Origin of the sequence: Bilophila wadsworthia ATCC 49260 (assembly GCF_000701705.1) — a bacterium.
GTDB lineage: Bacteria > Desulfobacterota > Desulfovibrionia > Desulfovibrionales > Desulfovibrionaceae > Bilophila > Bilophila wadsworthia.
This window is the reverse complement of sequence record NZ_JNJP01000007.1, coordinates 1-25,036: the sequence shown is the minus strand read 5'-3', so window position 1 is coordinate 25,036 and position 25,036 is coordinate 1. Positions and strand designations below refer to the sequence as shown.

Annotated in this window: 23 protein-coding genes and 1 tRNA gene; 17 read left to right on the top strand and 7 right to left on the bottom strand. The window is 59.9% G+C overall.

The annotated features are described in order from the left end of the window. Window positions 1-10 precede the first annotated feature (10 nt). The 10 genes from T370_RS0104895 to T370_RS0104850 all read left to right on the top strand — a co-directional run bounded on the left by T370_RS0104895 (window position 11) and on the right by T370_RS0104850 (window position 9,293). A complete protein-coding gene (locus tag T370_RS0104895; protein WP_029434945.1) occupies window positions 11-2,374 on the top strand; it encodes a pyridine nucleotide-disulfide oxidoreductase/dicluster-binding protein in 2,364 nt (787 codons plus the stop codon). Window positions 2,375-2,528: 154 nt separating this feature from the next. Beyond that, on the top strand, window positions 2,529-2,744 hold the full coding sequence (locus T370_RS0104890; protein WP_005027380.1) for a DVU_1557 family redox protein: 216 nt from the start codon (window positions 2,529-2,531) through the stop codon (window positions 2,742-2,744). Next, a complete protein-coding gene (gene trsM, locus T370_RS0104885; RefSeq protein ID WP_029434944.1) occupies window positions 2,741-3,451 on the top strand; it encodes a DVU_1556 family methyltransferase in 711 nt (236 codons plus the stop codon). Before T370_RS0104890 ends, trsM begins: the two co-directional genes overlap by 4 nt. Further along, complete coding sequence (locus tag T370_RS0104880; protein WP_029434943.1) at window positions 3,448-3,897, top strand: DVU_1555 family C-GCAxxG-C-C protein; 450 nt, start codon at window positions 3,448-3,450, stop codon at window positions 3,895-3,897. Before trsM ends, T370_RS0104880 begins: the two co-directional genes overlap by 4 nt. Next, complete coding sequence (gene trsS, locus T370_RS0104875) at window positions 3,894-5,261, top strand: radical SAM (seleno)protein TrsS (RefSeq protein ID WP_009367966.1); 1,368 nt, start codon at window positions 3,894-3,896, stop codon at window positions 5,259-5,261. Before T370_RS0104880 ends, trsS begins: the two co-directional genes overlap by 4 nt. Then, window positions 5,258-6,340, top strand: coding sequence for a DVU_1553 family AMP-dependent CoA ligase (locus tag T370_RS0104870; RefSeq protein ID WP_029434942.1), 1,083 nt, complete (start codon window positions 5,258-5,260; stop codon window positions 6,338-6,340). The genes trsS and T370_RS0104870 overlap by 4 nt, the downstream gene beginning before the upstream one ends. Window positions 6,341-6,434: 94 nt before the next feature. Then, window positions 6,435-7,046 (top strand): Holliday junction branch migration protein RuvA, encoded by a 612-nt coding sequence (gene ruvA / locus T370_RS0104865; RefSeq protein WP_005027369.1) that lies wholly within the window; start codon window positions 6,435-6,437, stop codon window positions 7,044-7,046. Next, window positions 7,046-8,074, top strand: a complete 1,029-nt coding sequence (ruvB, locus tag T370_RS0104860) for a Holliday junction branch migration DNA helicase RuvB (RefSeq protein WP_009367967.1) — start codon at window positions 7,046-7,048, stop codon at window positions 8,072-8,074. The genes ruvA and ruvB overlap by 1 nt, the downstream gene beginning before the upstream one ends. An 11-nt stretch (window positions 8,075-8,085) precedes the next feature. Next, a complete protein-coding gene (gene thyX, locus T370_RS0104855) occupies window positions 8,086-8,814 on the top strand; it encodes an FAD-dependent thymidylate synthase (RefSeq protein ID WP_029434940.1) in 729 nt (242 codons plus the stop codon). Between the two features lie 11 nt (window positions 8,815-8,825). Next, window positions 8,826-9,293 carry a phosphatidylglycerophosphatase A family protein gene (locus tag T370_RS0104850; protein ID WP_029434939.1) on the top strand — a complete coding sequence of 156 codons (468 nt, stop codon included), beginning with the start codon at window positions 8,826-8,828 and terminating at the stop codon, window positions 9,291-9,293. Window positions 9,294-9,688: 395 nt separating this feature from the next. Here T370_RS0104850 and T370_RS0104845 read toward each other — a convergent pair whose 3' ends face one another. From T370_RS0104845 to xerD, 6 genes are all read right to left on the bottom strand, one after another. Further along, window positions 9,689-10,156, bottom strand: coding sequence for a hypothetical protein (locus T370_RS0104845; RefSeq protein WP_009367969.1), 468 nt, complete (start codon window positions 10,154-10,156; stop codon window positions 9,689-9,691). Further along, window positions 10,153-12,813: a DNA mismatch repair protein MutS gene (gene mutS / locus T370_RS0104840; RefSeq protein WP_034505785.1), complete on the bottom strand. Its 2,661-nt coding sequence runs from the start codon at window positions 12,811-12,813 to the stop codon at window positions 10,153-10,155. The genes T370_RS0104845 and mutS overlap by 4 nt, the downstream gene beginning before the upstream one ends. 67 nt (window positions 12,814-12,880) lie before the next feature. Beyond that, window positions 12,881-13,291, bottom strand: a complete 411-nt coding sequence (locus tag T370_RS0104835; RefSeq protein ID WP_009367972.1) for a hypothetical protein — start codon at window positions 13,289-13,291, stop codon at window positions 12,881-12,883. A 10-nt stretch (window positions 13,292-13,301) separates the two neighbouring features. Beyond that, on the bottom strand, window positions 13,302-13,808 hold the full coding sequence (locus T370_RS0104830; RefSeq protein ID WP_005027354.1) for an HIT family protein: 507 nt from the start codon (window positions 13,806-13,808) through the stop codon (window positions 13,302-13,304). A gap of 93 nt (window positions 13,809-13,901) precedes the next feature. Next, the gene (locus T370_RS0104825; RefSeq protein ID WP_029434937.1) at window positions 13,902-16,652 is read right to left on the bottom strand and encodes a CBS domain-containing protein; all 2,751 of its coding nucleotides are present in this window, start codon (window positions 16,650-16,652) and stop codon (window positions 13,902-13,904) included. Between the two features lie 18 nt (window positions 16,653-16,670). Then, a complete protein-coding gene (gene xerD, locus T370_RS0104820; RefSeq protein ID WP_029434936.1) occupies window positions 16,671-17,681 on the bottom strand; it encodes a site-specific tyrosine recombinase XerD in 1,011 nt (336 codons plus the stop codon). Between the two features lie 77 nt (window positions 17,682-17,758). Between xerD and folK the strand changes: the two genes are divergently transcribed. The 3 genes from folK (at window position 17,759) to cfa (ending at window position 19,963) form a co-directional block, all read left to right on the top strand. Continuing rightward, complete coding sequence (folK, locus tag T370_RS0104815; RefSeq protein WP_248604212.1) at window positions 17,759-18,259, top strand: 2-amino-4-hydroxy-6-hydroxymethyldihydropteridine diphosphokinase; 501 nt, start codon at window positions 17,759-17,761, stop codon at window positions 18,257-18,259. 21 nt (window positions 18,260-18,280) lie between these two features. After that, window positions 18,281-18,568 carry a hypothetical protein gene (locus tag T370_RS0104810; RefSeq protein WP_005027345.1) on the top strand — a complete coding sequence of 96 codons (288 nt, stop codon included), beginning with the start codon at window positions 18,281-18,283 and terminating at the stop codon, window positions 18,566-18,568. Between the two features lie 282 nt (window positions 18,569-18,850). Next, window positions 18,851-19,963 (top strand): cyclopropane fatty acyl phospholipid synthase, encoded by a 1,113-nt coding sequence (gene cfa / locus T370_RS0104805; protein ID WP_005027343.1) that lies wholly within the window; start codon window positions 18,851-18,853, stop codon window positions 19,961-19,963. A gap of 40 nt (window positions 19,964-20,003) precedes the next feature. Here cfa and alr read toward each other — a convergent pair whose 3' ends face one another. After that, window positions 20,004-21,158, bottom strand: a complete 1,155-nt coding sequence (gene alr, locus T370_RS0104800) for an alanine racemase (protein ID WP_029434934.1) — start codon at window positions 21,156-21,158, stop codon at window positions 20,004-20,006. 417 nt (window positions 21,159-21,575) lie between these two features. Here alr and T370_RS0104795 point away from each other — a divergent pair, with 417 nt between their 5' ends. From T370_RS0104795 to T370_RS26255, 4 genes are all read left to right on the top strand, one after another. Further along, window positions 21,576-23,990 (top strand): LPS-assembly protein LptD, encoded by a 2,415-nt coding sequence (locus T370_RS0104795; RefSeq protein ID WP_248604215.1) that lies wholly within the window; start codon window positions 21,576-21,578, stop codon window positions 23,988-23,990. A gap of 94 nt (window positions 23,991-24,084) precedes the next feature. Continuing rightward, a tRNA-Ser gene (locus T370_RS0104790) sits at window positions 24,085-24,177 on the top strand. 204 nt (window positions 24,178-24,381) lie between these two features. Next, complete coding sequence (locus T370_RS25930) at window positions 24,382-24,771, top strand: Arm DNA-binding domain-containing protein (RefSeq protein ID WP_248604211.1); 390 nt, start codon at window positions 24,382-24,384, stop codon at window positions 24,769-24,771. Then, window positions 24,684-25,036: tyrosine-type recombinase/integrase (locus tag T370_RS26255; RefSeq protein ID WP_428829476.1), on the top strand; the 353-nt coding region annotated here is incomplete at its 3' end. The genes T370_RS25930 and T370_RS26255, both read left to right, overlap by 88 nt.

Sequence of the window (25,036 nt, the reverse complement as noted above, 5' to 3'; positions counted from 1 at the left end):
GGGAGGCGTTATGGAACAGGCGGATCTGCGGAGCTGGGAACGGCAGTGTACACAGGATGATATGCCCAAATGCCGGGCGGCCTGCCCGCTGCAGATGGATGTGAGGCCGTTTCTCGAACGGATGGCGCACGGGGATACGCCCGGGGCCCGCAAAGTGCTGGAGCGGCATTTGCCTTTGCCCGGCGTTCTGGGACGGATTTGCGAACACCCGTGCGAAACGGCCTGTGTCCGGCAGGAGCTTGGCGGGCCGCTCGCCGTTGGTGCGCTGGAACGGGTCTGTGTGTCGCAGTGCGCTCAGCAGACGCGGAATCTGCCGCGTCCCCCAAAAAGCAAAAAAGTCGCGGTGATCGGTGACGGCATGGCGGGGCTGGTCGCGGCGTGGGATCTTTCCCGAAAGGCATATCCCGTCGATTTGTTTTATGCGGGCGGACGTCCTGCGGAAGGTTTGATCGCCGCATTCCCCGCGCTGACGCCGGAAGCGCTGGACGGCGAACTCGAATCCATGCGGAAGAGCGGCGTGACGCTGATCCGCCGAGAGCCTGACAAAGCCCTATTTCAGGAAGTAGAAGGCTATGACGCCGTTTTTGTGGATGTTTCCTGTGCCCCGGGCTTGGCCCCGGCCTCACGGGATGCCGTGGATTCCGTGACGCTGCATGTGGCGGGCGGGCCGGAACATGTCTGTTTCGGCGGCTGGCTGTCACCGGATGGGACGGGCACCCCCGTCGCATGGGCGGCGGAAGGCCGCCGGGCCGCCATGACGCTTGAGCGTTCCATGACCGGCGTTTCCCTGACGGCATCGCGCGAGAATGAAGGCGCGAGCGCGACCCGGCTGCACACTCCGCTCGACGGGCTGGCTCCGCTGCAGCGGCTGGAACCGGAACACCCCGGCGAGGGCTATTCGCTTGAAGAGGCCAAAACCGAAGCCGGAAGATGTTTGCAGTGCGAATGCCTCATTTGCGTGCGCGAGTGTTTGTACATGCAGAAATACAAGGGGTACCCGCGCGTCTACGCCCGCCAGATGTACAACAACGCCGCGATCGTGAAGGGGCACCATCAGGCCAACACGATGATCAACAGCTGTACGCTGTGCGGCCAGTGCGAGGTCTTGTGTCCGGAAGGCTTTTCGATGGCGGATCTGTGCCTGTCGTTCCGTGAGGATATGGTTCGGCGCGGCATGATGCCCCCTTCGGCGCATGAATTCGCGCTGGAGGATATGGCCGCCGCCAACGGCCCGGAGTGCGCGTTGTCCTTCGCCGGATCGGGAGCGGACGGGAAGGCGGCGGAACGGTGCGGACAGGTGTTTTTTCCCGGCTGCCAGCTTGCGGGCGCACGGGGAGAACAGGTTTTGGCCGTGTACGAGACGTTGCGTAAAGATCTCGGCAGCGTCGGTCTGTTGTTGCAGTGCTGCGGCGTTCCCGCGCAGTGGGCCGGAGAAGAAAAACTGTTTGCGGAAACCGTGGAGGCGCTCAAGTCCACATGGGAATCGCTCGGGCGTCCTCGCGTGATCGCCGCTTGCGCCTCATGCTGCAAGACGCTGCGTGAAGCCTTGCCTGAAGTGTCCGTGGTGTCGCTTTGGGAAGTGCTCGATACGGAATGCCCCTCCCTGTCCTTCCGTGAGGAAGCCTGTTGCGGCGGCGTCCCCACGTTGAGCATCCATGACCCCTGTTCCGCCCGTCACGATGAGGCGTGGTTGCGGTCGGTGCGGAGCCTCCTTTCCAAGCGGGGCGTCCCGTTCGAGGAGCCGCGTTTGTCCGGCGAAACGACGCCCTGTTGCGGGTACGGAGGGCTGACATGGGATGCCAATCCGCAGCTTGCTTCGGCTATCGCGGCGGATCGGGCCGGCCAGCTTGAACACGACGCCGTTACATCCTGCATTATGTGCCGGGAACGTCTTGTCGCGGAAGGCAAACCTTCCCTGCATATGCTCGATCTGCTGTATCCCGGTGAATCCCTTCATGCGGCGGCGACCGCAAAAGGAAGCGGGCTTTCGGCACGGCGCGCGGGGCGTGCCGCGCTGCGGACCGAGGTGCTCCGGCGATATGCCGGGGAAAGCGTAGCGGAAACGGCCGATGACGGCATTCCTGTCCGTATTGCGCCGGATGTCTTGGAAAAGATGGAAGAGCGCCATATCCTGCGGGAGGACGCCGTGCGTGTCGTGCGCCATGCCGAGGCCTCCGGCGACACGTTCCTGAATCGGGACAACGGGCACTTCCTTGCGTCCTTACGCCCTGTGCGGGTGACGTTCTGGGTGGAATACAGCGTTGAGGACGGCGTATGTGTCGTCCATGACGCCTACTGTCACCGGATGGAAGTGCCCGGCACATCGACCCCAAAAGGCCGTTACGAGGCTGTCCGCAACCCGTTCCACCTTTAGGGAATGCCGCCGAAGGGACATGGGAGGCTGCCGCCCCCAACCCCGTTGAGGTGGAATGGGGGTTCGGACCTCGTATGAAATGGGATGCCTTTATAATGGGCTCAGTGATAATCTGCTATGTGCGAAAGCAGGAATTCCCGGCAGGAGGATCATCATGGCTATGGAACCGAATTATGCGCCGGACCCCGGCGACTGGGTATGTACCCGCTGCCAATGCCCTCTGGAGCAGGTCAAAGTTCAGGTCGGCTATCTTGGCAGTGCGTTTGACGTCTCTTTGCCCCGTTGCCCGTCCTGTGGGTTGACGATGATCCCAAAGTCGCTGGCTGAGGGAAAAATGGCGGAAGTGGAAGCCCTGTTGGAAGACAAATGATCCCGCAGCATCGGGAAGAGCCCTTATACCAGCGGGAGCTTTTCCGGCTGGCGTCGGCGGATTGCCTCCGTCCCGGCGGCGTGGAGCTTACCGAGCGTGGGCTCACGCACTGCGCTTTCGGCGTCGGCGAGCGGGTGGCGGATTTGGGCTGCGGTCCGGGCGTAACGCTGGCTTTGCTGGCGGAACGCGGCCTGAGCCCCGTGGGGATGGACCGTTCCGCCGCCATGCTTCAGGAGGCGGAAAGACGGTTATCCGGAGTGCCGCTCCTCGCGGGGACGCTTGAAGCCCTTCCGTTTCGGGATGCTTGCATGGACGGCATAGTCTGCGAATGCGTCCTCTCCCTGTCGTACACCCCTGAACGGGCTTTGGGGGAGATGGGGCGTGTCCTGCGGCCGGGGGGACGGCTGTTGCTTACGGACATAGTGGTCCGCGAGGGCAGCCACGGAGCGGGCGGGCAGGGCTGTGCGCGCGGTGCCGTGCCTGCTGACGTTGTGGCGGAACGGCTGGCGCGGCAGGGATTTCGGATTTTGGCCTCGGAGGATCATTCCCGATTGCTCGGTGAACTGGCGGGCAGGCTCCTGTTTCAGGGGGTTCCCCGTTCGGCGTTGCTCGCATGGATGGGAGCATGTCCGGGGAGCGGCGATTCGGCGTGTTCGGGAAAACGGTTCGGGTATTGGATGTTCGTCGCGGAAAAGGGGAACAAATGAACGCATTGATGTTGGAACTCATACCTCTGATTCGGGAAGGATATTGTTGCAGTCAGCTCCTCGTCCTGCTCGTCTTGCAGCAGCAGGGTGTGGAAAATCCCGGGTTGGTCAGGGCCGCTGGCGGGCTTTGTCACGGAATGGGGCAAAGCGGCGGTGCGTGCGGGCTTTTGACGGGAGGCGCGGCGGCGCTCGGGTATCTGGCGTGCAAAGGGGCCGCGGGTGAAGCCGCCCATCCGATGGCGGAACCGCTGATCAACGACTATGCGGCGTGGTTTACCCAGCATGTATGCACCGGAGGATGCCGGGATGTTTCCTGCCCATCGATTCAGGAAAAAACGGGCGGCGGCGCTGACATGACCTTGTGCGGGGATCTGCTCGCCGAGTGTTGGGACAAACTTGTCGATTTGTGCGCCGAGTACGGGATCGACATGACGGAGCCCCGATGATGCCCCCGGCCCGTTCCCTGCCGCAGGCCACGGAGAGCGTCTGCCCCGTCTGCTTGCGGCGCATTCCCGCCGAATATGTGCTTGATCCGGCGGAAGAGGGTATCCCCTCCGTTCTTTTGCGTAAGGAGTGCCCGGAGCACGGTGTTTTTTCCGTTCCCGTATGGCGCGGTATGCCGGATTTCCGGTCTTGGGTCCGCGACAAGACGCCCTCGCATCCCCGGCATCCGTTCGTGGAGCGGGAGCGCGGTTGTCCTTTCGACTGCGGGTTGTGCCCGGATCATGCCCAGCATACCTGTACGGGGCTGATTGAAGTGACGGGACGGTGCAATCTGCGTTGCCCCGTCTGTTATGCCAGCGCCGGAGAACAGGTTGCGCCGGAACCGTCCCTTGAGCGTATCGCCTTTCAGATGGATCGCCTCAGGCAGGCTTCCGGGGCGTGCAATGTGCAGCTTTCCGGCGGCGAACCCACGGTACGGGACGATCTTCCCGAGATCATCCGCATGGCCAAAGCACGCGGTTTCGCGCTGATCCAATGCAACACCAACGGATTGCGTCTAGGGACGGAGCCCGGATACGCGGCGAGTCTGCGCGAAGCGGGGTTGGATTCCGTTTATTTGCAATGCGACGCGGCGGATGATGCGGCCCATGAGATCCTGCGCGGAAGGCGTTGCCTTCCCGAAAAGCTGGAAGCAATCCGGGCGTGCGGCGAAGCGGGAATCGGGGTCGTGCTGGTGGCGACCGTGGCGGCGGGCGTTAACGCCGATCGTCTGTGGCCGCTGGTGGAAATGGGATTGCGTCTGGGGGCACATGTCCGAGGCGTGCATTTTCAGCCCATGTCTTCGTTCGGACGTTGCCCGTGGCGATCCGATGGCGCGCCGCGCGTGACATTGCCGGAGATCGCCGCGGAGCTGGAACGGCAGTCGCAAGGGCAAATCCGATGGACGGATTTTCATCCCCCGGGATGTGAAAACGCGCTGTGTTCCTTCAGTGCCGTCTATCGGAGAAGCGGGGAAACATTGGAGCTGGTGCAGGGCGCTTCTTCCTGTTGCGATTGCGGAGAAACGCCGTCCGCCGCTGAGGGGGCCCGCAAAGCCAAAGCCTTCGCCGCCCGGCACTGGAGCGCGCCCGCGTCCCCGGCAGCGGCTCGGGATGGGGATGCGTTCGATCGGTTTTTGGCGTCGGCGGGGATAGAGCAGCGCTTTACCGTGTCCTGCATGGCGTTTCAGGATGCCATGACGCTGGATCTGGAGCGGGTCAAAGGGTGCTGCATCCATGTCGTCAGTCCATCAGGAACCTTAATCCCATTTTGCCTGTACAACCTGACCTCGTTTGACGGCACCACGTTGTACCGGGGCCGTGTATGATGAAGCGCCCGTTTCTGGATGACTGGATCGCGCGTTGCTGTGGGCTGGAGGTGCTGAGCGAAGAATCGTTGCGGCGGTATCAGTTGAACAAAATCAACGAGGTGTTGCGCTATACGGAGCGTAACAGCCTGCTGTACCGGAAACGTCTTGCTGGCGTTTTCGAACGTCACGGTGAGGCGATCCGGGCGGGAATGTGGCCCGCGTCGCCCGACGGTGTGACGCAATTGCCGTTTACGACGGCGCGGGATCTCGAGGACGGCTGGAAGCGGTTTGTCTGCGTTCCGCTGGATGCCATCGCCCGGATGGTGACGCTGAGCACGTCCGGAACAACCGGAGAACCCAAACGGCTGGCCTTCGCTTCAGCTGATCTGGAGCGGACGCTGGATTTTTTCGCCCACGGCATCAGCGTGCTGGTGCGTCCCGGCGATACGGTGCTCATTCTATTGCCCGGAGCGGAACGCCCCGATGGGGTTACGGATCTGCTCATCCGGGCATTGCCCCGGATCGGAGCCCGGGGCGTCGCCGGAAATCCCGCAGCTGAACAGGCTGGCTTTTGCCGGGAACTGGAACTGCATCGCCCGGACTGTCTGGTCGCCGCGCCGGGGCAGTTGCGCCGTCTTTTGGGTGCGCATCCGGCCTCCCCGGGAATTCGGGCCATTTTGTCGAGCGCGGAACCTTTGCCGCAAGATTTGGAAGAAGCGCTTGTCCACGGCTGGCATTGTGAGGTTTTCGATCACTACGGCCTCACTGAGACAGGCTACGGCGGCGGGGTCGAATGCTGCGGGAAACAGGGGTACCATCTGCGCGAAGGCGATTTGTTTTTCGAAATCATCGATCCGGTTTCCGGTGAGCCTGTGCCCGACGGGACGCCGGGTGAAGTGGTCTTCACCACATTGACGCGTCAGGCCATGCCTCTGATCCGTTACCGGACGGGAGACATGGCGGCCATGTTGCCCGGCCCGTGCGTTTGCGGGAGCCCGCTGAGACGGCTCTCGCGGATAAGGGGGAGGTTCCGGAAGGTCGGGGGCAGGCTGGAAGTGCTCGCTCCACGCAAGGGCTGGATGGAAGATTCTGGCTGACATGAGAGGGGGTTTCCTCCCGGCGGGGTTTGGGCTATGCTGGCCCTCGGTACGCCATCCGGGTGTTGCCGCTCAAACAGGGAGAGAACACCCCATGATCGCTTATATAGAAGGGCGGTTGGCGGAAGTGTGCGCCAACGCTTGCGTCGTCGTCACGGAAGGCGGCGTCGGCTATGAAGTCTACCTGCCGCAGCAGACGCGGCTTCAATTGCCGGAACGCGGCGGCCATGTCCGTTTCTACATTTGCCATATCGTCCGGGAGGACGCGCAGGAACTGTTCGGTTTTGAGACATGGGACGAACGGCAGACGTTTATTGTGCTGACGTCCATTTCCAAAGTGGGCGCACGGACGGCCCTCGGCATCCTTTCCGCGTTCCGCCCCGACGACCTGCGGCGCTTGGTGCTTGAGGACGACGTGCTTGCGCTCACGCAGGTTTCCGGTATCGGCAAGAAGAGCGCCCAGCATATTTTCCTTGAGCTCAAGTATAAGTTGAAGGTTGAGGACATGCCGGCGGCGGCCTCGTTGCAGCTGGGCGTGCCCGGAAGCGTCTACCGCGACGCGCTGACGGGTCTCGAAGGGCTTGGTTATGCCGAAGCCGAAGCCGCACCCGTTTTGAAGAACATCCTGCACGAGGAGCCTGATCTTGAAGTCAGCGAAGCCCTCCGTGCGGCCCTGAAAGCCCTTGCCCGCGAACGGCAGAAGTAATGTCCGATTCTCCTAATACGCCATCATTCCTTCCCCCCGCAGACTTGGCGAAAGAACTGTCGGCTCCTGACTCCGGCTCTCCCGGTGACGAAAGCATCCGTCCTTCCCGTTTGGAGGATTTCATCGGACAGGAGGAGCTGAGGGCCAATCTGCGCGTCTTCCTGAACGCCGCCCGTGAACGCGGGCAGGCGATGGATCACGTCCTTTTTTACGGAAACCCCGGCCTCGGGAAAACGACGCTCGCCCAGATCATGGCGGCGGAATTGGGGGTCAACCTGATCTGCACGTCCGGCCCGGTGCTGGAACGGAGCGGCGATCTGGCGGCCATCCTGACCAATCTGTCCCGACACGACATCCTGTTTGTGGACGAAATCCACCGGATGCCCATTGCCGTGGAGGAAATCCTGTATCCGGCGCTTGAGGATTACAAACTCGATTTGGTGATAGGGCAGGGGCCCGCCGCACGCACCGTCAAAATCGATCTGGAGCCGTTCACGCTCGTGGGCGCCACGACGCGCATCGGCTTGCTTTCCTCTCCGCTGCGGGACCGTTTCGGCATTATCAGCCGTCTGGAGTTCTACACGCCTGAGGAGCTGTCCCGCGTGGTCATCCGTTCCTCCCGTATTCTGGGGGTGCCGATCACCGAGGGCGGCGCGCTGGAAATCGGCCGCCGTTCGCGGGGAACGCCGCGTATCGCCAACCGGCTGCTGCGGCGCGTGCGCGATTTTGCCGCCGTCTACGGTTCCGGCGTGGTGGACGAGGAACAGGCGTCTCACGCGCTCCGGCGCATGGATGTGGACGAGAACGGGCTGGACCAGATGGACCGTAAATTATTGCGCGTCCTTGTGGACATTTATGGAGGAGGGCCCGTGGGCGTGAAGACGCTGGCCGTGGCTTGCTCCGAAGAAGTCCGTACGATTGAGGATATTTACGAGCCGTATCTTATTCAATGTGGATTTTTGAAGCGCACCTCACGGGGCAGGATGGCTACGGCGAAAGCGTATAAACATTTAAATATGCTCGGATAGCCGGAGACCATATGCCCGTAGTCCAACCTCGTGTCGAATTGCTTGCCCATACGCCGGAACCGCTTTCCTTGGTGTATGCGGCGTTTCGTCAATGCTATCACGCCGGATTTGTGGCCGATATGTGGCCCCGCCTGCTCGCCGGGGACATTGGCCGCGAAAAGCAGGCTCAGTTTGTGGCTTCCATCATGGAGTCCGGCCATGCCAGCCCGGTTGAGCACGTCAGTTTCACCTTTGCGCTCGGCGGCGTGTCCCGCGCCTTGACGCATCAGCTCGTGCGCCACCGTATCGCCTCATATTCGCAGCAGAGCCAGCGCTATGTGGACGGTTCCGATTTCGACTATCTGATCCCGCCGGAGATCCAGAAAAATCCGGAAGCGCTGGCGCGGTTTGAAGGGATCATGCGGGAAATTGGTTCCGCTTACCGGGATCTTAAAGGATTGCTTGAAGAAGCAGGTCGGACCGGGTCCAAGGCGAATGAGGATGCGCGTTTTGTCCTGCCGCAGGCCACGGCGAGCAACATTGTCGTGACCATGAACTGCCGCGCGTTGCTGAATTTCTTTGAGCACCGCTGTTGCCGCCGTGCGCAGTGGGAAATCCGGCACGTTGCGGACGAGATGCTCGCGCTGTGCCGGGGCGTGCTGCCCGAGGTGTTTGGCCTGGCTGGTGCCAAGTGCGAGCGGCTGCGGTACTGTCCCGAAGGGGAAAAGTTCTCGTGCGGGCGTTTTCCTGCCAAAGCATAGAGAGGGTTGTAATGGATAAACTGATACTCGCCTTTTGCCGGCTCGGTTTTGCGGGGCTGTCTCCTATCATGCCGGGGACATGCGGTTCCGCGTTGGCGGCGGTTCTGGCTCCGTTTCTGTTCATCCCGCTGCCGTTCGTCGCCCGGATTGTGGTGCTCGTGCTCGTGTTTTGGATTGGCGGGATGGCCGCGACCCGTGGCGAGCAGATACTCGGCTACAAGGATCCGGGGGAGATCGTTATCGACGAACTGCTCGGCATGTGGCTGGTCCTGTTGCCGTTTTCCGATCCTGGTTGGGCGAAAATCGGCATTGCCTTCGTCTTATTCCGTATTTTCGATATGTGGAAGCCGTGGCCCGTCCATGCGTCCGAGAGCTGGTTGCCCGGAGGCTACGGCATCATGATCGATGATGTCATGGCGGGTCTGCAGGCGCTGCTGGTCATGTGGCTGTTGCAGCTGGTCGGTTTTTGGGGTGTCTGAACAGTGTGATGCCCCATCAGGGAATGGGATTTTTTCGCAGAGCCTCTGTTGGGGAAGGCTTCCAAAGGCGAAGGCGGAAATTTCCCCTACGGCGGAATCTGGCGGAAGCATTTTTAAGCGCCATAAGAGAAAAACGCGGCAGGTCCTTTTTGATGAAGGCTTTGCCGCGTTTTCAATATAAGAGGGGATGGTTAAAACTATCCTCTTTTTTTGATGGCCTTGCTCCAAAGGCCGTTTGTGCCGGAAAACTGCGAGCAGGCTTTTGGTATGCACAAAAGGTTTTGGAGGGAGGTAGAGGCGTTTCTTTTTGTAAGGTTTTTAGGGGAAGTGAGGGAGCCTTTCCTGAGAAAAAGGCTCCCTCACTGATACTTTCAGAGTGTTTCGAGGAATCTGATCTAGCGAACGGTCTTCACAGGGGTCAGCGCGTAGGGGAAGGCCATGAAGACGTTCCGAGCCACCAGACGCCAGCGGTACGCCGCCGCCTTGGTTTGCGGGCAGTAGGTAAACGCGAACCGCGTTCCCGAATCCGTGGGGACGGCTTGCTGCGGCGTCAGTTCCTGCGTTTCGCGCGGGGTGAAGGGGCAGCCTTCGCAGGTATCCTGCGGCGTCTGCAATTCCTTCGGCAGGGTGGAATCGGCGGACGCGGCCAGCGGCTCCAGCTCGATGGAGAAACCGTCCACGTTGCGCGCCGCGCCTTTCATGAGCGCGGAGATGGCGAGGCAGCCGTTTCCGGTGAGGGCGGCATCAGCGCTTTCCCACGAGAAAAGGTTTTTCTTGTCTTGGGGGACCGGATCCCCTTTCTTGCCGCATCCCGCCGCGATCAGCAGCAGGCAGCACAGTATCGGCGTGATCCATGTTTTCATTGCTTTGGGCCTCCCCATAAAAGTTTCCATTCCGTGATTCGTTTCAGGGCCTCAAGAGGGGTCAGGGCATCGGGATTGGTGTCCCGCAGCGCCACGAGCAACGGGTGCTCCGGTTCCGCAACGGCGACTTCCTCGACGGCCTTCTTGGGCTTGGACTCGGGAAGCTGGATGCCGGGCAGAAGGTTCGGCATGACCTGGCGGACGGGTGAGGAGCCTTTGTTTTGCTCCAGTTGGGCGAGGATTTCCCGGGCCCGCTGGACGACGGGCTGTGGGACGCCCGCCAGACGCGCAACTTCGATGCCGTAGCTCCGGTCGGACGGTCCGGGGATCAGGCGGCGGAGGAAGACGATTTCCCCGTTCCATTCCCGGATGGCGATGTTCATGGTGTGCACGCCGGGGATCTTGCCTTCCAGTGCCGTGAGTTCGTGGTAATGCGTGGCAAAGAGGGTTCGGATGCTGCCCCCGGCCCGCCTTGCCAGCTCTTCAGCAACCGCCCACGCCAAAGCCAGCCCGTCGAACGTGCTCGTGCCGCGTCCGATTTCATCAAGGATGACGAGGCTGCGCTTGGTGGCCTGACGCAGGATGCGCGCGGTCTCCATCATCTCCACCATGAACGTACTCTGGCCTTGCGCCAGATTGTCCGAAGCGCCCACGCGGGAGAAGATGCGATCGCACAGGCCAAGCTGCGCTTCCCGGGCCGGGACGAAAGAGCCCATCTGCGCGAGGAGGCAGATCAGCGCGGTCTGGCGGAGCACGGTCGACTTACCGGCCATGTTGGGGCCGGTGATCAGCAAGAGCCGTCTGTCCTCATCCATATGAAGATCGTTGGGCACGAACGCGGCTTCCCCGATGATGCCCTCGACGACAGGGTGACGTCCTTCTCTGATCGTGATGGATTGCCCGGTATGGAGCACGGGGCGCGACCAGTTGTGGCGCACCGCCGTTTCCGCCAGCGACTGCCAATAGTCCAGCTGCGCCAGCATGTCGGCCATGAACAGGATGCGGGGGCGGGCTTCCGCCAATGCCCCGCGAAGCTGCTGGAACAGCTTGTACTCAAGCGATTTGCGCCGGTCGGCGGCGGAAAGCAGTTTTTCTTCCAGTTCCTTGAGGCGGACGGTCGTGAAACGTTCGGCGTTGGCCAGCGTCTGCCTGCGGATAAAATGCTCGGGAGGTGTGCCGCCAACGGCTTTGGACAGCTCGAAGTAGTAGCCGAAGACCCGGTTGTAGCCAAGCTTGAGCTTGCTGATGCCCGAGGCTTTCTGCTCCTCGTCGAGCAACGCCTTGACCCTGTTTTCCCCGTGCTCGACAAGATCCAGCAGTTCGTCCAGTTCGGCGTTGTAGCCCTGCTTGAACAGCCCGCCTTCGGTGATGAACTGCGGCGGATCGTCGGCAAGGGCTTTTTGCAGCGTGGCGGCGTGGTCGCCGAGATCATCCCAATGTTCCGTAATGGAGCGGAGCACTCTGGGCGTATCGGCATCGGAGGACGTGATAGCGGACTTGACCGGAGGAAGCGCCGCAAGGCTCTGCCTGAGCGACAGCATGTCCCGGGGGGAGGTCCGGTTCAGGGCGATACGGGTAGACAGCCGCTCAAGATCATAAACGCCGGAAAGCGTTTCTCGCAGCTTTTTCCTGTTTTCGGGATGTGCGATAAGCCATGCAATGGCATCCTGCGTTTCCTGAATGGGCGCAAGCTCGCGCCAAGGGTTGCGCAGGCGCTCCTCAAGCAGGCGGCCGCCCATCGGCGTCTGCGTGGAGTCGATCACATGGCGCAGCGTACCCACGCCTTTACGCCCGTCGAGGCGGCGGAACAGTTCCAGATTGCGCTCCGTAACGTCGTCGATGAGGAGGTGCTGGCCGAGATCCAGAGGCTCGAACGGCGCAAGATGTTTGGTATCCTGCATCTGCGTCTGTTCCAGGTAGGCGAGCAGTGCGCCGCAGGCCTGCACCAGCTCTTTGCGGCCTTCCAGACCCAAGGCTCCCAGTTCGGCGACGGACTGGGCGGCAAGGACGCGCTCGGCGGAACGCTTGTAGTCGAAATGGCTCCGCAGCGGGACGCGGACGGCCTGAATGTCCGTGAGGTGCAGCGAGGCCGGGACGTCGGCGTCTTCCGGCAACAGGAGTTCGCGCGGGGCGATCTTCTGCGCCCACTGCCAGAGTTCCTGACTCTTTTTGACGTGCAGCCCGGCCCAGTAGCCGGTGGAGACGTCCACCCACGCGAACCCGCCGCGATCCGTGTCGGCACTCCAGAACAGGGCCCCGAGATAAGTATGCCCCTTGGGTTCGAGGCTGACGTCCTCGACGGCGGTCCCGGGCGTGTAGACGCGGGTGACGGCACGCTCGACAAGCCCCTTGGCGGCTCTGGGGTCTTCGACCTGATCGCAGAAGGCGATCTTGTAGCCCTTGTTCAGGAGCTGGCTGACGTAGCCTTCGGCGGCATGCCACGGGACGCCGCACATGGGAATGGGGGCTTCCGCGTTGGGATTGCGCGAAGTCAGCGCGATTTGAAGCTCACGCGAGGCGACTTCGGCATCCTCGAAAAAAAGTTCATAAAAGTCGCCCATGCGATAAAAGAGCAGGGCGTCAGGATAGCCCTCCTTGATGCGGAGGTACTGTTCGAACATAGGAGTAAGGCGGGGAGATGCGGGCTGTTGGCTCATATGCTGCAATAATGCCCACGCACGGTCCCGCGAGGGACCATCCGTGGGCATTATGAAAGATTAAGGGTTACGCCTGTTCGGTGAGCGCTGAAGCGGACTTTTTCGCGTTTTCGACATCTTCGGCGAGCTGGGCGGCCTTGGCTTCGGCGGCGTCAAGCTTCTTCTGAAGGGCCTCGTTGGTCTTGAGGGCCTTGGCGACGTCCTTTTCAAAGCCGCGGGCACGCATGTTGGCCATCGTCAGCTTGGCGGACAGGGAAACCCGGTCCCACATCAGCATGGCGAGGATGCACAGGGCGCCAAGGACGAAACAGATGATCAGCAGGGTGTAGAAGGGCAGAGGAGCGGATTCGACCGGAGGGAGGAACAGAAGGTCGAGTTTCAGCGCGACGGCCTGCGAGAACGCACTCTGGTTCTGCACGAAGAACATCATGACCAGGAAAAACAGAATGACCAGCAGCAGCACTTTGATGTAACGCATAGACCTCTCCTCATGCGGGTTGGCCCGGGCGCAACCGGGCGAAAAGGGGTTTGAGTTTGGTATAGGTCGAAGCCAGATGATCGGGGATGACCCGCGTTTCACTCATCACGGCCATGAATGAAGAATCGCCATTCCAGCGGGGGACGAGATGGAAATGCAGGTGGTCGCGGATGCCCGCTCCGGCGGCTTCGCCGAGGTTGAGGCCTACATTGATGCCCTGCGGTTTGAAAAACTCCCTGAGAATGGTCGTGCACTGCTTGAGCAATTCCATGATTTCCGTCGATTCCTCCGCCGCCAGAAGCGGCAGATCCATGACGTGCCGCAGGGGAGCCACCATGATATGCCCGTTGTTGTACGGAAATTTGTTCATGATGACGAAAGCGGTCTTGCCACGGTACAGGACGAGCCGTTCCTCGTCATGGGAAAGATCATCGGGAGGGAGACACAGAACGCACGAATCCGGTTTCGGCCCCAAAATATAGTCCATACGCCACGGGGCCCACAGAGGATGTGTCATACGACAGCTTCCTTATCTTGAGTGAAAATCGTTTTTCCTCTTCTACACGGCAAGGGCGCTCACGGCAAGCCCTTCCCGCTTGCGGAGGAGGCTTCAGCGCGGCTTCTTCGGGGCGGCGCCCGCCGTCCCGTTTCCCGGAAATCCTTTCCTGATCAGTTCCTCAGCCAGTTTCAGCTGCGCTTCTCTCGTTTCGGCCTTCCCGTCCAGCTTTGCGGCGAGGACCATGCGCATTACGCTGCCGAACTGCGGCCCGGGCTCCAGGCCGAGGCGGTGCAGGTCGTCGCCGTTGATGTCCACCTTGATCTGCCGCCATTTGTAGATGTACTGGGAAACGCTGCTGCTGATTTCCTCGTTGTCGGAGCGGGCCATCAGGTAGAGCGTGCTTTCGAGGGGCAGGGGAGCAAGCAGGGCGCACAAGCGGCTTACGGACTGTTCCGCCTGCCCCTTCTTCTGCGTATCCCGGTGCCAGTTGATGAGTTCCACCAGCGTCATGCGCACGCTTTCCCGCAGGCTGAGGATTTCTTCGCGCATCGTGGGCGTCAGCCCGAGGCGGTGCAGGATGTCCGCCGTCTCGATGGCCGGGACGGCACTGCACAGGGCCATGAGGTACAGGGTGGAGAGTTCCGGCGTTTCCTTGAAATAGAGGAGGCGGTACCAGTCGATGACTTCGCGCAGGGAGTCGAGGAGTTCGTTCTTGTCGGCGTTCAGGACGAGGCTCGGATGGATTGCGGCCAGTACGCCGAGTTCGTTGAGGCGGCGCAGGCAGGTTTCCGGTTCGTCCTCGCGGAAGATGAGGTTCAGCTCGTGCAGGATGCGCGCGCCGGACAGTTTTTCCACGAGGTTCAGGGACAGGGCGTTCTTGATGAGCTTTTCGCCCTGCGTGCTGATGTGGAAGCCGTACCGCTGCTCAAAGCGCACGGCCCGGATGATGCGGGTGGGATCCTCCACGAAGCTCAGGGCGTGGATGATGCGGATCGTCTTGCGCTGGATGTCGCTCTGGCCGCCGAAGAAGTCGACGAGGCAGCCGAACTGCCCCTTGTTGAGGCGGAGGGCCATTGCGTTGATGGTGAAGTCGCGGCGGAACAGATCCATTTTGATGGAAGAGAGCTCCACGGTGGGCAGGGCGGCGGGGTATTTATAGTATTCGAGGCGCGCCGTGGCCACGTCGAGGCGTTGTTCCTCGCCGTTTTCGTCATGATAGATGATGAGGGCCGTCATGAAGGTCCGGTGCTCGCGGACGCGGCCTCCAAGTTCCTGCGCCAGCGCCTTGGCAAAGGCGATGCCGTCGCCTTCGACCACCAGATCGACGTCGTCGAACTCCACGGCGGGGCGGCTGAGCATGATGTCGCGGACGAAACCGCCCACGGCATAGACGCTGACCTGCAGGCGGTCACCGAGTTCCCCGGCCCTGTGGAGCATGTGCAGCATGGGCTGTGGGAGCCGGGTGGACAGCAGTTTCGCCAGATTCCGTTCGCGTGCGCTGGTGTTGACCGGGATGGGCACGCCGGAAGGATCCTCGACGAACATGTTGATGAGGTCGGTGCGGGTGACCACGCCGATGACCTCGTTCTTTTCGACGACGGGAACCAGCCGCTGGTGCGCGCCCACGATGATCTTCATGAGGCGTTGGAGAGGGGCGTCCGGCGGGACCGTCAGGATGGTGCGCTGCATGTATTCGGAAACCGGCATGTCGCCCAGTTCATGGGCTATAGCCTTGGAAGCCGTCTGGCATTCCATATAGCCGATGCAATGGCGCGTCCCCGCCCGGAAGACGGGAGCGGCCTTGAGGCCGTAGCGGTTCATGAGCTGTTCCGCTTCCCGGATGGTCTGCCTGTCCTCAATGCCGACGGCGGGCGAGGACATGAGATCCCGCGCCTGCTTGTTCGGGTTTACCTGCATGTACAGCTGTTGGAAGATGGCGTCCTTGAGTTCGGGGATGGGGATGCTCTTGACCGAAGCGGACGCCGCGAAACGGTGCCCCCCGCCCCCGAGCGCCTTGCAGATCTGGCCGACGTCCACGGCGTCCACGCGGCTGCGGGCCACGACCTGTACCTTTTCCTCCATGTTGGCGAGGGCGAACAGGACGTTGCAGGATTCCATCTCCATGAATTTTTGGGCGAGGTAGGCGAAATCGCCCATGAAGCTGTCCAGCGTGGCTTCGGCGAGGACCACGCTGTAAGGGCCGATTTCGTGCGCGGTGGCGGAGTCGAGCAGTTCGTTGAGAACCTTGATGTGGACGCTGGTCATGCCCGTCTGGACGAGATCAGCGATGAAGGGCAGATCCATGCCGTGCTGGCGCAGCCATGCCCCCGCAAGGAAATCTTCCGGCTTGGTGGACGTGTAGGTGAACGCGCCCGTGTCGCCGTAGATGCCGAGCCCGAGAAAGGTGGCTTCCTGACAGGCCGGGGTGATGCCCCGTTCCTGCAAGGCTTGGCAGATAAGCGTGCAGGTGGAGCCCGTGGTCCCGATGTGCGTCACGTCGGCATTGATGACCTTGTTCTTTTCGCCGGAGTAGGGGGTGGGGTGGTGATCCCATACCTCCACCTCCACGCCGGGAAGATCGAGCAGATCCTGCACCTGCGGCACGCGGGAACGGATTTGCGTGTCCACGACGACGACGCGCTTCACGCTGGCGTGATCGATCTCTTTTATATTTTTAAAGGTATACAGAAATACGGCGGTTTCGTTGAAGAACTGGTTCAGCGGCTTTTCCATGCTGCCCGGAAAGATCATGATGCTGTCGGGGTAGATCATGGACATGCCGATCATCGAAGACAGGGCATCCCAGTCGGCGTTGCTGTGGCAGGTGATGACGGTGGGGGCGGAGGCCAGGGAAGGTTTCATGCGGTTTCCTTATGCAGCTTACGACAGGTCGTCTTCGGGAGAGGAGGCGTCATCCGGGCCGGGCTCGGCGTGCTGGGACCGGGGATGGTATTTCCTGTGGATCTGGAGCAGGCGTTCGGACTGGACGTGCGTATAGAGCTCCGTGGCGCTCATGTCCGCATGGCCGAGGAGGATCTGCACGGAACGGAGATCCGCCCCGCCTTCCAGCAGGTGGGTGGCGAAGGAGTGCCGGAACGTGTGCGGGGAAATGGGTTTTCGGATGCCCGCCTCCAGCGCGTAGCGTTTGACCAGCTTCCAGACGCCCTGCCGGGAGAGGCCGTTGCCGGAGCGGTTGAGGAACACCCGGTCCTCAACGGGGGTGAAGAGGGGGCGCACGATTTTGAGGTATTCGGCCATGCGCATGACCGCCGCGTCATGCAGGGGGACAAGGCGCTCCTTGCTTCCCTTGCCGAAAATGCGCACGACGCCCCGCTGGAGATCCAGATCGATGGGTTGCAGTTCGATGAGCTCGGAAACGCGCATACCCGCGGCGTACAGCAGCTCCAGCATGGCCCGATCCCGGAGCCCGAGCTTGCTGGTGGCGTCCGGCGCGTTGAGCAGCCGGACGATCTCATCTTGCGTCAGCACGTCGGGCAGGAGGGAAGGGAGTTTGGGCGTGTCGATGAGGGCGGCCGGGTTGGAGGCCAGTTCCCCCCGTTCGACGCACCATGCGAGGAAACTGCGCAGGGACGAAATGCGCCGCGCGAGCGTGCGGGTCGCGTCGCCGCGTTTGCGCAGCCAAGCGATGAACAGCGTGATGTTTTCGTCGTCTAGGCCGCTGAGGGGCGTTTCCAGCTCGTCGAGGAAGTCCCGGAGCGCGTCCAGATCTTGCCTGTAGGCGGCGACGGTGTTGCGCGAGAGCCCCCGTTCGGCTATGAGTCCATCAAGCCAGCGGGAAGCCAGTCTGGCGGGAAAACCTGCCGGAGTATCGGGGCACTGCCCGTTCTTGTCGGAAACGGGAGATGCATGGATTCGCGTGGTCGTCTTCATGTTCGCAGAATACACCAGAGCATGGGGAATCGCAAACCGGTCGCGGCTTTTGGAGTGATATGATGAATGAGCGGCATATGGCGTATGTGTGCATGGGTTCCAATATGGGCGAACCGGAAACGAATCTGGCCCGGGCGCGTGAGGTTTTTGGGGCCCTGCCGGGCTGGAAAATCGAGGCGTCGTCGCCCGTGTATTTTACGGAGCCGCAGGATATGCGCGACCAGCCCTGGTTCGCCAATCAGGTTCTCAAGGTATCCTGCGCTTTAGACATGACAGCCCCCGATTTTTTGGATATGCTGCTTGATGTGGAAAAGAGGTTGGGCCGCGTCCGGGAGACGTCGGACCCGGCGATGCGGTTCGGCCCGCGCGTTATCGATCTGGATCTCTTGTTGTTTGATCAGGAGCGCTGGGATACGCCGCATCTGGCTCTGCCCCATCCTCGCATGTCGGAACGGGCTTTTGTGCTTGTCCCTCTGCGGGATATCGAACCGAATCTGCTCCTCTCCGACGGACGGACTCCCGGAGAGGCGTTGCGTTCCCTCGCTCATGCCGTGGAAGGGAACCGCATCCGCCAGTAACGGCAATGCTGGAGTTGAACCATGTGGAAATGGTTGATCCTCATCCTTGTGGGCTATGCCCTGTATCGCATGTTCATGAACGACCGCAAAAAGAGCGGCGAGGATACCAAGAAGGAAAAGGAACATCTTATCGCTACCGGGGAGATGGTCAAAGACCCGGTTTGCGGAGCCTATATTGACTCCGACAGCAACATCACCGTTCGGGACGGCAAGACGGTTCACCGTTTTTGCAGCTACGACTGCCGCGACGAGTTCTTGAAGCGCATCGGAAAGCTGCCCGAGAAGACCGGCGGGGATGACGACGAATAATCTCCCTTGCGAAGGGCGGTTGCAGTCTTACAATAAAGAGGAGGCGGATTGTCCGTCTTCTCTTTTTTGATCATGGCGGCAGGGGCTCAGCCGCCCGCACAGCCTCTCCGAATAGTGGGGATTTTTTGGCTTTTTCGTGTCCCTCCGCATGGAGGAGGTTTTTATGGTTGAATGATTCTAGCGCCAACTAATAATTGAAGAAAAGGGTATTCCGTGGTGCATCATGGAAAGCCGCCTTTACTCCGGGAAGGGGTGTGAAGGCGATATTTTCGGAGGTTAGTCATGGATGCAAAAGCCGTTTTGACTTCGATGCTTGCTGAGGCGGATATCCGGGTTGGGGGAGACCGTCCCTGGGATATCCGGGTTCATAATGAAGGCCTGTATAAACGGGTGCTTCGGGAGGGGACGCTCGGAGCGGGCGAGGCCTATCTCGAGGGCTGGTGGGACTGCGACCAGCTGGATGTGATGTTTTGTAAGGCCCTTCACGCGCATCTGGAGGATAAGGTACGGCGCAACCTGCCCAACGCGCTGATCGTGGCGAGCCAGCTCCTGTTCAACCTGCAAAGCGTAGCCAGGGCCCCAATGGTCGCGGAACAGCATTACAATACGGACAATGCCATGTTCGCGCGTATGCTCGGGCCTACGATGAATTACAGTTGCGGGTATTGGAAGGATGCCGAGACGCTGGACGAGGCGCAGCGCAACAAGATGGATCTGATTTGCCGGAAGCTGGATCTCAAGGAAGGGATGTCCGTGCTCGACATCGGGTGCGGCTGGGGTGGCCTTTCCTTATATATGGCCAAAGAATACGGGGTGAAGGTCACCGGGGTCACGATTTCCACGGAACAGCTGGCCTATGCCCGGGAACACGATGCCGGGCATCTCGTCAACTGGCTGCTGCAGGATTACCGTTCCATGGAAGGGCAGTTCGATCGCATCGTCTCCGTGGGGATGTTCGAGCACGTGGGACGGAAAAATTACGATATTTTCATGAAGACGACCAAACGGCTGCTGAAACCTTCGGGGCTGTTCCTGCTGCATACCATCGGCAACAGCAAGAAGAAGACGGGAACCGATCCGTGGATCAATAAATATATCTTCCCCAACGGGATGCTTCCCTCTCCCGTTTGCGTCGCAAAGGCCATCACCGGGCTTTATGTCATGGAAGACTGGCACAACTTCGGCGCCGATTACGACAAGACGCTCATGGCATGGCACCAGCGCTTTGAGGAAGGCTATGCGGAAGGCGCTTTCCAGTGCAGCGAGCGCGTACGCCGCATGTACCGGTACTATCTTTTAAGCTGCGCGGGCGCTTTCCGGGCGCGTGACATCCAGCTCTGGCAGATCGTGCTGAGCCCGGAAGGTGTGGAAGGCGGCTACTGCTGCCAGCGCTGAACGGTGCGGCGGGGAGCCCTGCCGCACCAGAAGCTGAAGCTTAGGCCCGCCGGTTACTGTATTCGCTGAACTTTTTCTCGCTTACGCGGCGGTTGCGGCCTAGCGCACAGAATACCTCATAAGAAATGGTCCCCCACCATTCGGCAAGTTCCTCGGGCCGGATGGCCAGCGGGCCCGAGCCCCCCAGCAGATAAGCCGTATCGCCGGGTTCGACGCCCGGGATATCGGTCACGTCGACGATGCACATCTGCATACACACCCGCCCAAGGATAGGGGCGCGCTGTCCCCGGATCAGGACTGAGCCGCGCATGGACAGCGAACGCGGGTAGCCGTCGGCATAGCCGGCCCCGACGACGGCCGCCCTGATGTCTTTGGGGGCGGTGTACAGGCAGCCGTAGCTGACCGTGGCACCTTTCACGACGGGGTGGACGGAAAGCACGGGAGCCGCCATCTCCATGACGGGAAGCAGGCCCATGCCCAGCTTGGCCCTATCCGTGCCGTGAAGCGGATTTCCTCCGTAGAGCGTGACGCCGGGTCTGGCCAGATCGCCGACGTAGCTCGGCCAGCAGAGGAGGCCCGGAGAGTTTGTCAGGGATGTTTTGAGGCCCGGGAAAACGGCCTTCATGCTTTCCGTCGCTTCGTGGAAGCGGCGCGCCTGTTCGTGGGTGAAATCGTCGAGTGCCGGAGTATCCGAAGCGGCGAGGTGCGACATGATCAGCACGGGCCGCACTTCCTTGAGCGTACGCAGATAGTCGGCCAGCTCCGCCGCTTCATCCACGCGGAACCCCAGCCGGGACATGCCGGTGTCGAATTTGATGGCAACCGTCAACGGCTTCGCCCGTCCCGTCAGATGGCTTTGCGCAAGGATCCGCTCAAGGCTTTCCCGGCTATGGACCAGCGGCGTGATGTCGTAGCTCGCGGCAAGAGCCGTATCTTCATCCCTTGCCAGTCCCATCAGGGCGAGCAGGAAAGCCGTATGCCCTTCCTGCCTGAGCAGTGCGCCTTCCCCCACGGAACCCACCGCCATATGCTGTATCCCTTCTTCCGCCAGCACGCGCGCCACGGCGACGACGCCGTGCCCGTAGGCGTCGGCCTTGATGACCGGCATGAGAGAAGGGTGGCGGGCCAGCAGTGTTTTCAGGTTATGCCTAAGGTTTTCAAGGTGGACGGTGATGATGGCACTGCTCAAAAACATGGGACCTCCACGCTCAAGCGCTTTGCTGGTGAAAAAACAGGGACAAGGATTCTGGACGGTAAACGGGCGTGGAAACATCCCCCATTTCGTATCTCGGGAAAGTTATGGATGAATCGGAAAAAGGATCCTCTTTTTTTCGCCGCCCCCCGGCGGCGGGGAATAACCGAGGGTTTTTTTTGTTTGAAAAATGGGCTAGAGTACACTCCGCACGAACCAGAGCATGAAGCCGCGTTGTTTTTCAAAAGGCACCCCCGCGAGGGAGGCAGGCATTGAGAGGCTTCGGGATAGCGCCCGGCAATTGGTTCGAGTGATACAAAAGAAACGTTGCTGCGGAGTTATCCTTTTAAACACGCTCCTGTGCGGAGCATTTTTATAGTGCGTCCGAACGCTGGATGCAACAGGAAGTTTACCGTGCCCATGATTGTGCCCCTGCCTCGCGGAATGTTCCGGCTTGTGACAAAAACGGTTTGCGCGCCCATAGCTCTGCTGGCGCTTTTTCTTTGTTCGCCGGTCCATTCGTATGCCGCTACGGATGTGCTCACCATACCGATGGAAGACACGAAGGAGGCTTCGTGGAATCTTGAGGCGGACAAACTGGTCACGCTCAGCGACAATACCATCGTTGAGGCGCAGGGCGGGGTTGTCCTTCAGCGGGGAAACGACATCCTGAAAGCTGATTTCGCCCGGTACTATTCCGCGACAAACTGGGTTTATCTGAAAGGCAACGTGTTCGTCCGCATGGGCAAGGACGACATCCATTCAGATGAAGCCGAGTTTGATCTGCACTCCAAAACCGGCTGGCTGACGAATGGCCATGTTTTCATGGAGGGACCGCACATTTATTTCAGCGGCTCGCGGATCATCAAGCATTGGGGTGATCGCTATACCTTCAACAAGGCAAAAGTGACGACCTGCGACGGAACCAGTCCCGCGTGGTCAATGAATGCCGAGCAGGCCGTCGTGGAGATTGACGGTTATGCCCAGCTTTTCCACTCGACTTTTGACGTAAAAAATACGGGAATCTTTTACAGCCCCTTCATGGTATTGCCGGCAAAGACAACTCGCCAGTCCGGGTTGTTGCCGCCAGACTACGGCATCAGCGATAAGCGTGGCTTTTATTATACCCAGCCGTATTTCTGGGCCATTGATGAAAGCCATGATATGACGTTCTACGGTGGCTGGATGACGAAGATCGGGCCGTCGCTCAGTGTCGAATATCGGGCGAACGAATTTACGGATCAAAAGACATGGCTCGCCGCCACCGGCATCTACGATAAGGATACCGTGGCGATTCCAGGGACGAGCCGGGTAAGCGAAAATAAGCAAACGCTGCGTACCAACAACGATCGGTACTGGTTGCGCGGAATGGCCGACGGATTCCTTGGGGCCTCCACGTGGCGTTACCGCTCCAATATCGATTATGTTTCGGATCAGGACTTTCTTCGTGAGTTCAACCAAGGGCCTACAGGTTTTGACAGGACCCGTGACAATTTGTTCAGGATGTTTGGGCGTGATTTGCAGGAAGACGATCAAAACCGCGTGAGCGCCGCTTTGGTGAGCAATGATTGGCAGCGCGTGGGCATCGTCGCCAGTATGCGGTATGAGCAGGATCCTGCCCTCGGCCACGGGAACAGGGCGCAAAGCCAGGATGAACTGGTCCAGCGCCTGCCGCAGCTTGACTTGTTCCTGTATAAGGGAAGAATCGTTCCGCAGATTCCCTTGGAACTGGAAGCGCAGTTCCAGTCCGGATATATGTACCGTGCTTCGGGAACAACCGGCGGGCGTACGGAAATCTATCCGAAGCTCTCTGTTCCTCTCGATTTTGGTTTTGGTTCCGTCATCGGTACGGTCGGGCTCCGTCAGACCTACTACAATACGGATCGCAAGGAGCATACCAGCCCATTGGCCATGTACATGGACAATTCGGCTTCCCCACGTCAGACAGGCGAATCCCGTACCATGATCGATATGGACATCCAAGGGTATACGGAAGCCAGCCGCATCTGGCAGCTTGGAGACGAATCGAGCATTCCGCTCAAACCTGAAAACGCCGGAAAGAAAATGTGGACGGCGGTTCGTCACGAAATCCAGCCGCGTATCCGGTATTCCCGCACGCCGCATGTTGACCAAGAAAAGAATCCTTTCTATTTGATGGAGGATAGAATCCTGCCCCGGGATGAACTGACGTACTCCATCACCAATATTGTAACGCGGAAGGGTTCCATTGTTTCGGTAACCGGAGAGGGGGATAAGCAGGAAGCCCGGCGCAGTACTTTTTATCAGGATCTTTTGCGCTGGCGGCTTGAGAGCGGTTACGACTTTGAAGAGGCTCGCCGGGATCGGTATCGGGATGAATATGGGCGCAGGCCATTCATGGATATTGTTTCGGATTTCGAGATCTATCCTTGGCCGTGGCTCGGGTATCATGATAAAACGTATTTCTCGGCGTATGATGGACAAGTTACACGCCATGATCATGATATCAATCTGCGCTACAAGGATAAGATATCATGGTACACCGGTATGAGCTTCCGTGATAAGTATTACGACTACAGAAAAAAATTCCAGTATGAAAACTGGAACAATGTCCAGCTTACTTCGGATTTGCGGCTTATCCACAATGACTTGACGATCAATTTGACGCCTGAGTGGTCTATCAGGTTTGATGACTACCGTAATATGCGCCAAGGTGGAACGTTCGGAAAAACCTACGATCAAAGTATTGATATTGCCTATTCGGCGCAATGTTACCGCATTATAGGCCGGTATAATTACGATGGTTACGACAAGAGTTATTCTATCATGGTAGAGCTCCCCGGCATTTTTGATTGATCGCCGGGAACGATAAAATCGAAAAAACGGTTGACAGGTACGGGAAGAATCGCTAGAAGAATCCACGAAACGACGCATTGAACGTCATTTCCACGGAGAGGTGGCCGAGACGGCCGAAGGCGCTCGCCTGCTAAGCGGGTATACGGATAAAACTGTATCGAGGGTTCGAATCCCTCCCTCTCCGCCATATTTGTATCTCATGAAGGCTCCTGACGACTCATAACGTCTCAGGAGCCTTTACTTTTTTCCCTCTCTTTCGTCTCACGAAGTCTCATATCGTCTCATATTATCTTTTGTCAGCTCACTCTTTTTTGGGGTATATTCGAGGGGATCTTCACCAAGTGGGGAATCCATACCCCAGTTGGATACCCCACATACCCCAGAGTTCCCTATGCTGACAGACACAAAAATCAAACAGGCTAAGGTCACGGATAAGCCCTACAAGATATACGATTCAGAGGGGCTTTACATAGAGGTTGCGCCGACCGGATCAAAGCGGTGGAGATGGCGCTATCGGTGGAACGGAAAGGAAAAGCTTCTGAGTTTTGGAATATACCCCGAAGTACCCCTGAAGCTGGCCCGTGACAGGCGGGCAGCAGCGAAGGAGTTGCTTGTATCCGGGGTGGATCCTTCACAGGCCCGCAAGGAAGAGAAGGTTGAGAGAGCCGCGCGGCGGAGAACTCTTTTGCGGCGATGGCGGAGGAGTGGTACTCCCTGTACTCTGTGCTGTGGTCGGAGCACTACAAGGGGCTGGTGCGGCGCAGGATTGACGAATACTTGATCCCACGCTTGGGCAAACGCTCACTGTCGGAGATAACCCCCATCGAGATCATGGGTATCCTGACATCATTGGAGAAGCGGGGTGTCATTGAGACGGCAAATCGGGTTTTGGGGATTTGCTCGCAGATTTTCCGAAGGGCAGTGGCCACGGGAAAAGCCAAGAGCGATCCCTGCCGGGATTTGCGCGGGGCGCTGGCTCCGGCACAGGAGAAGCACCATGCCGCCCTGACCACGAAAGACGGTGCGCGTGCTGTGATGCGTGCCCT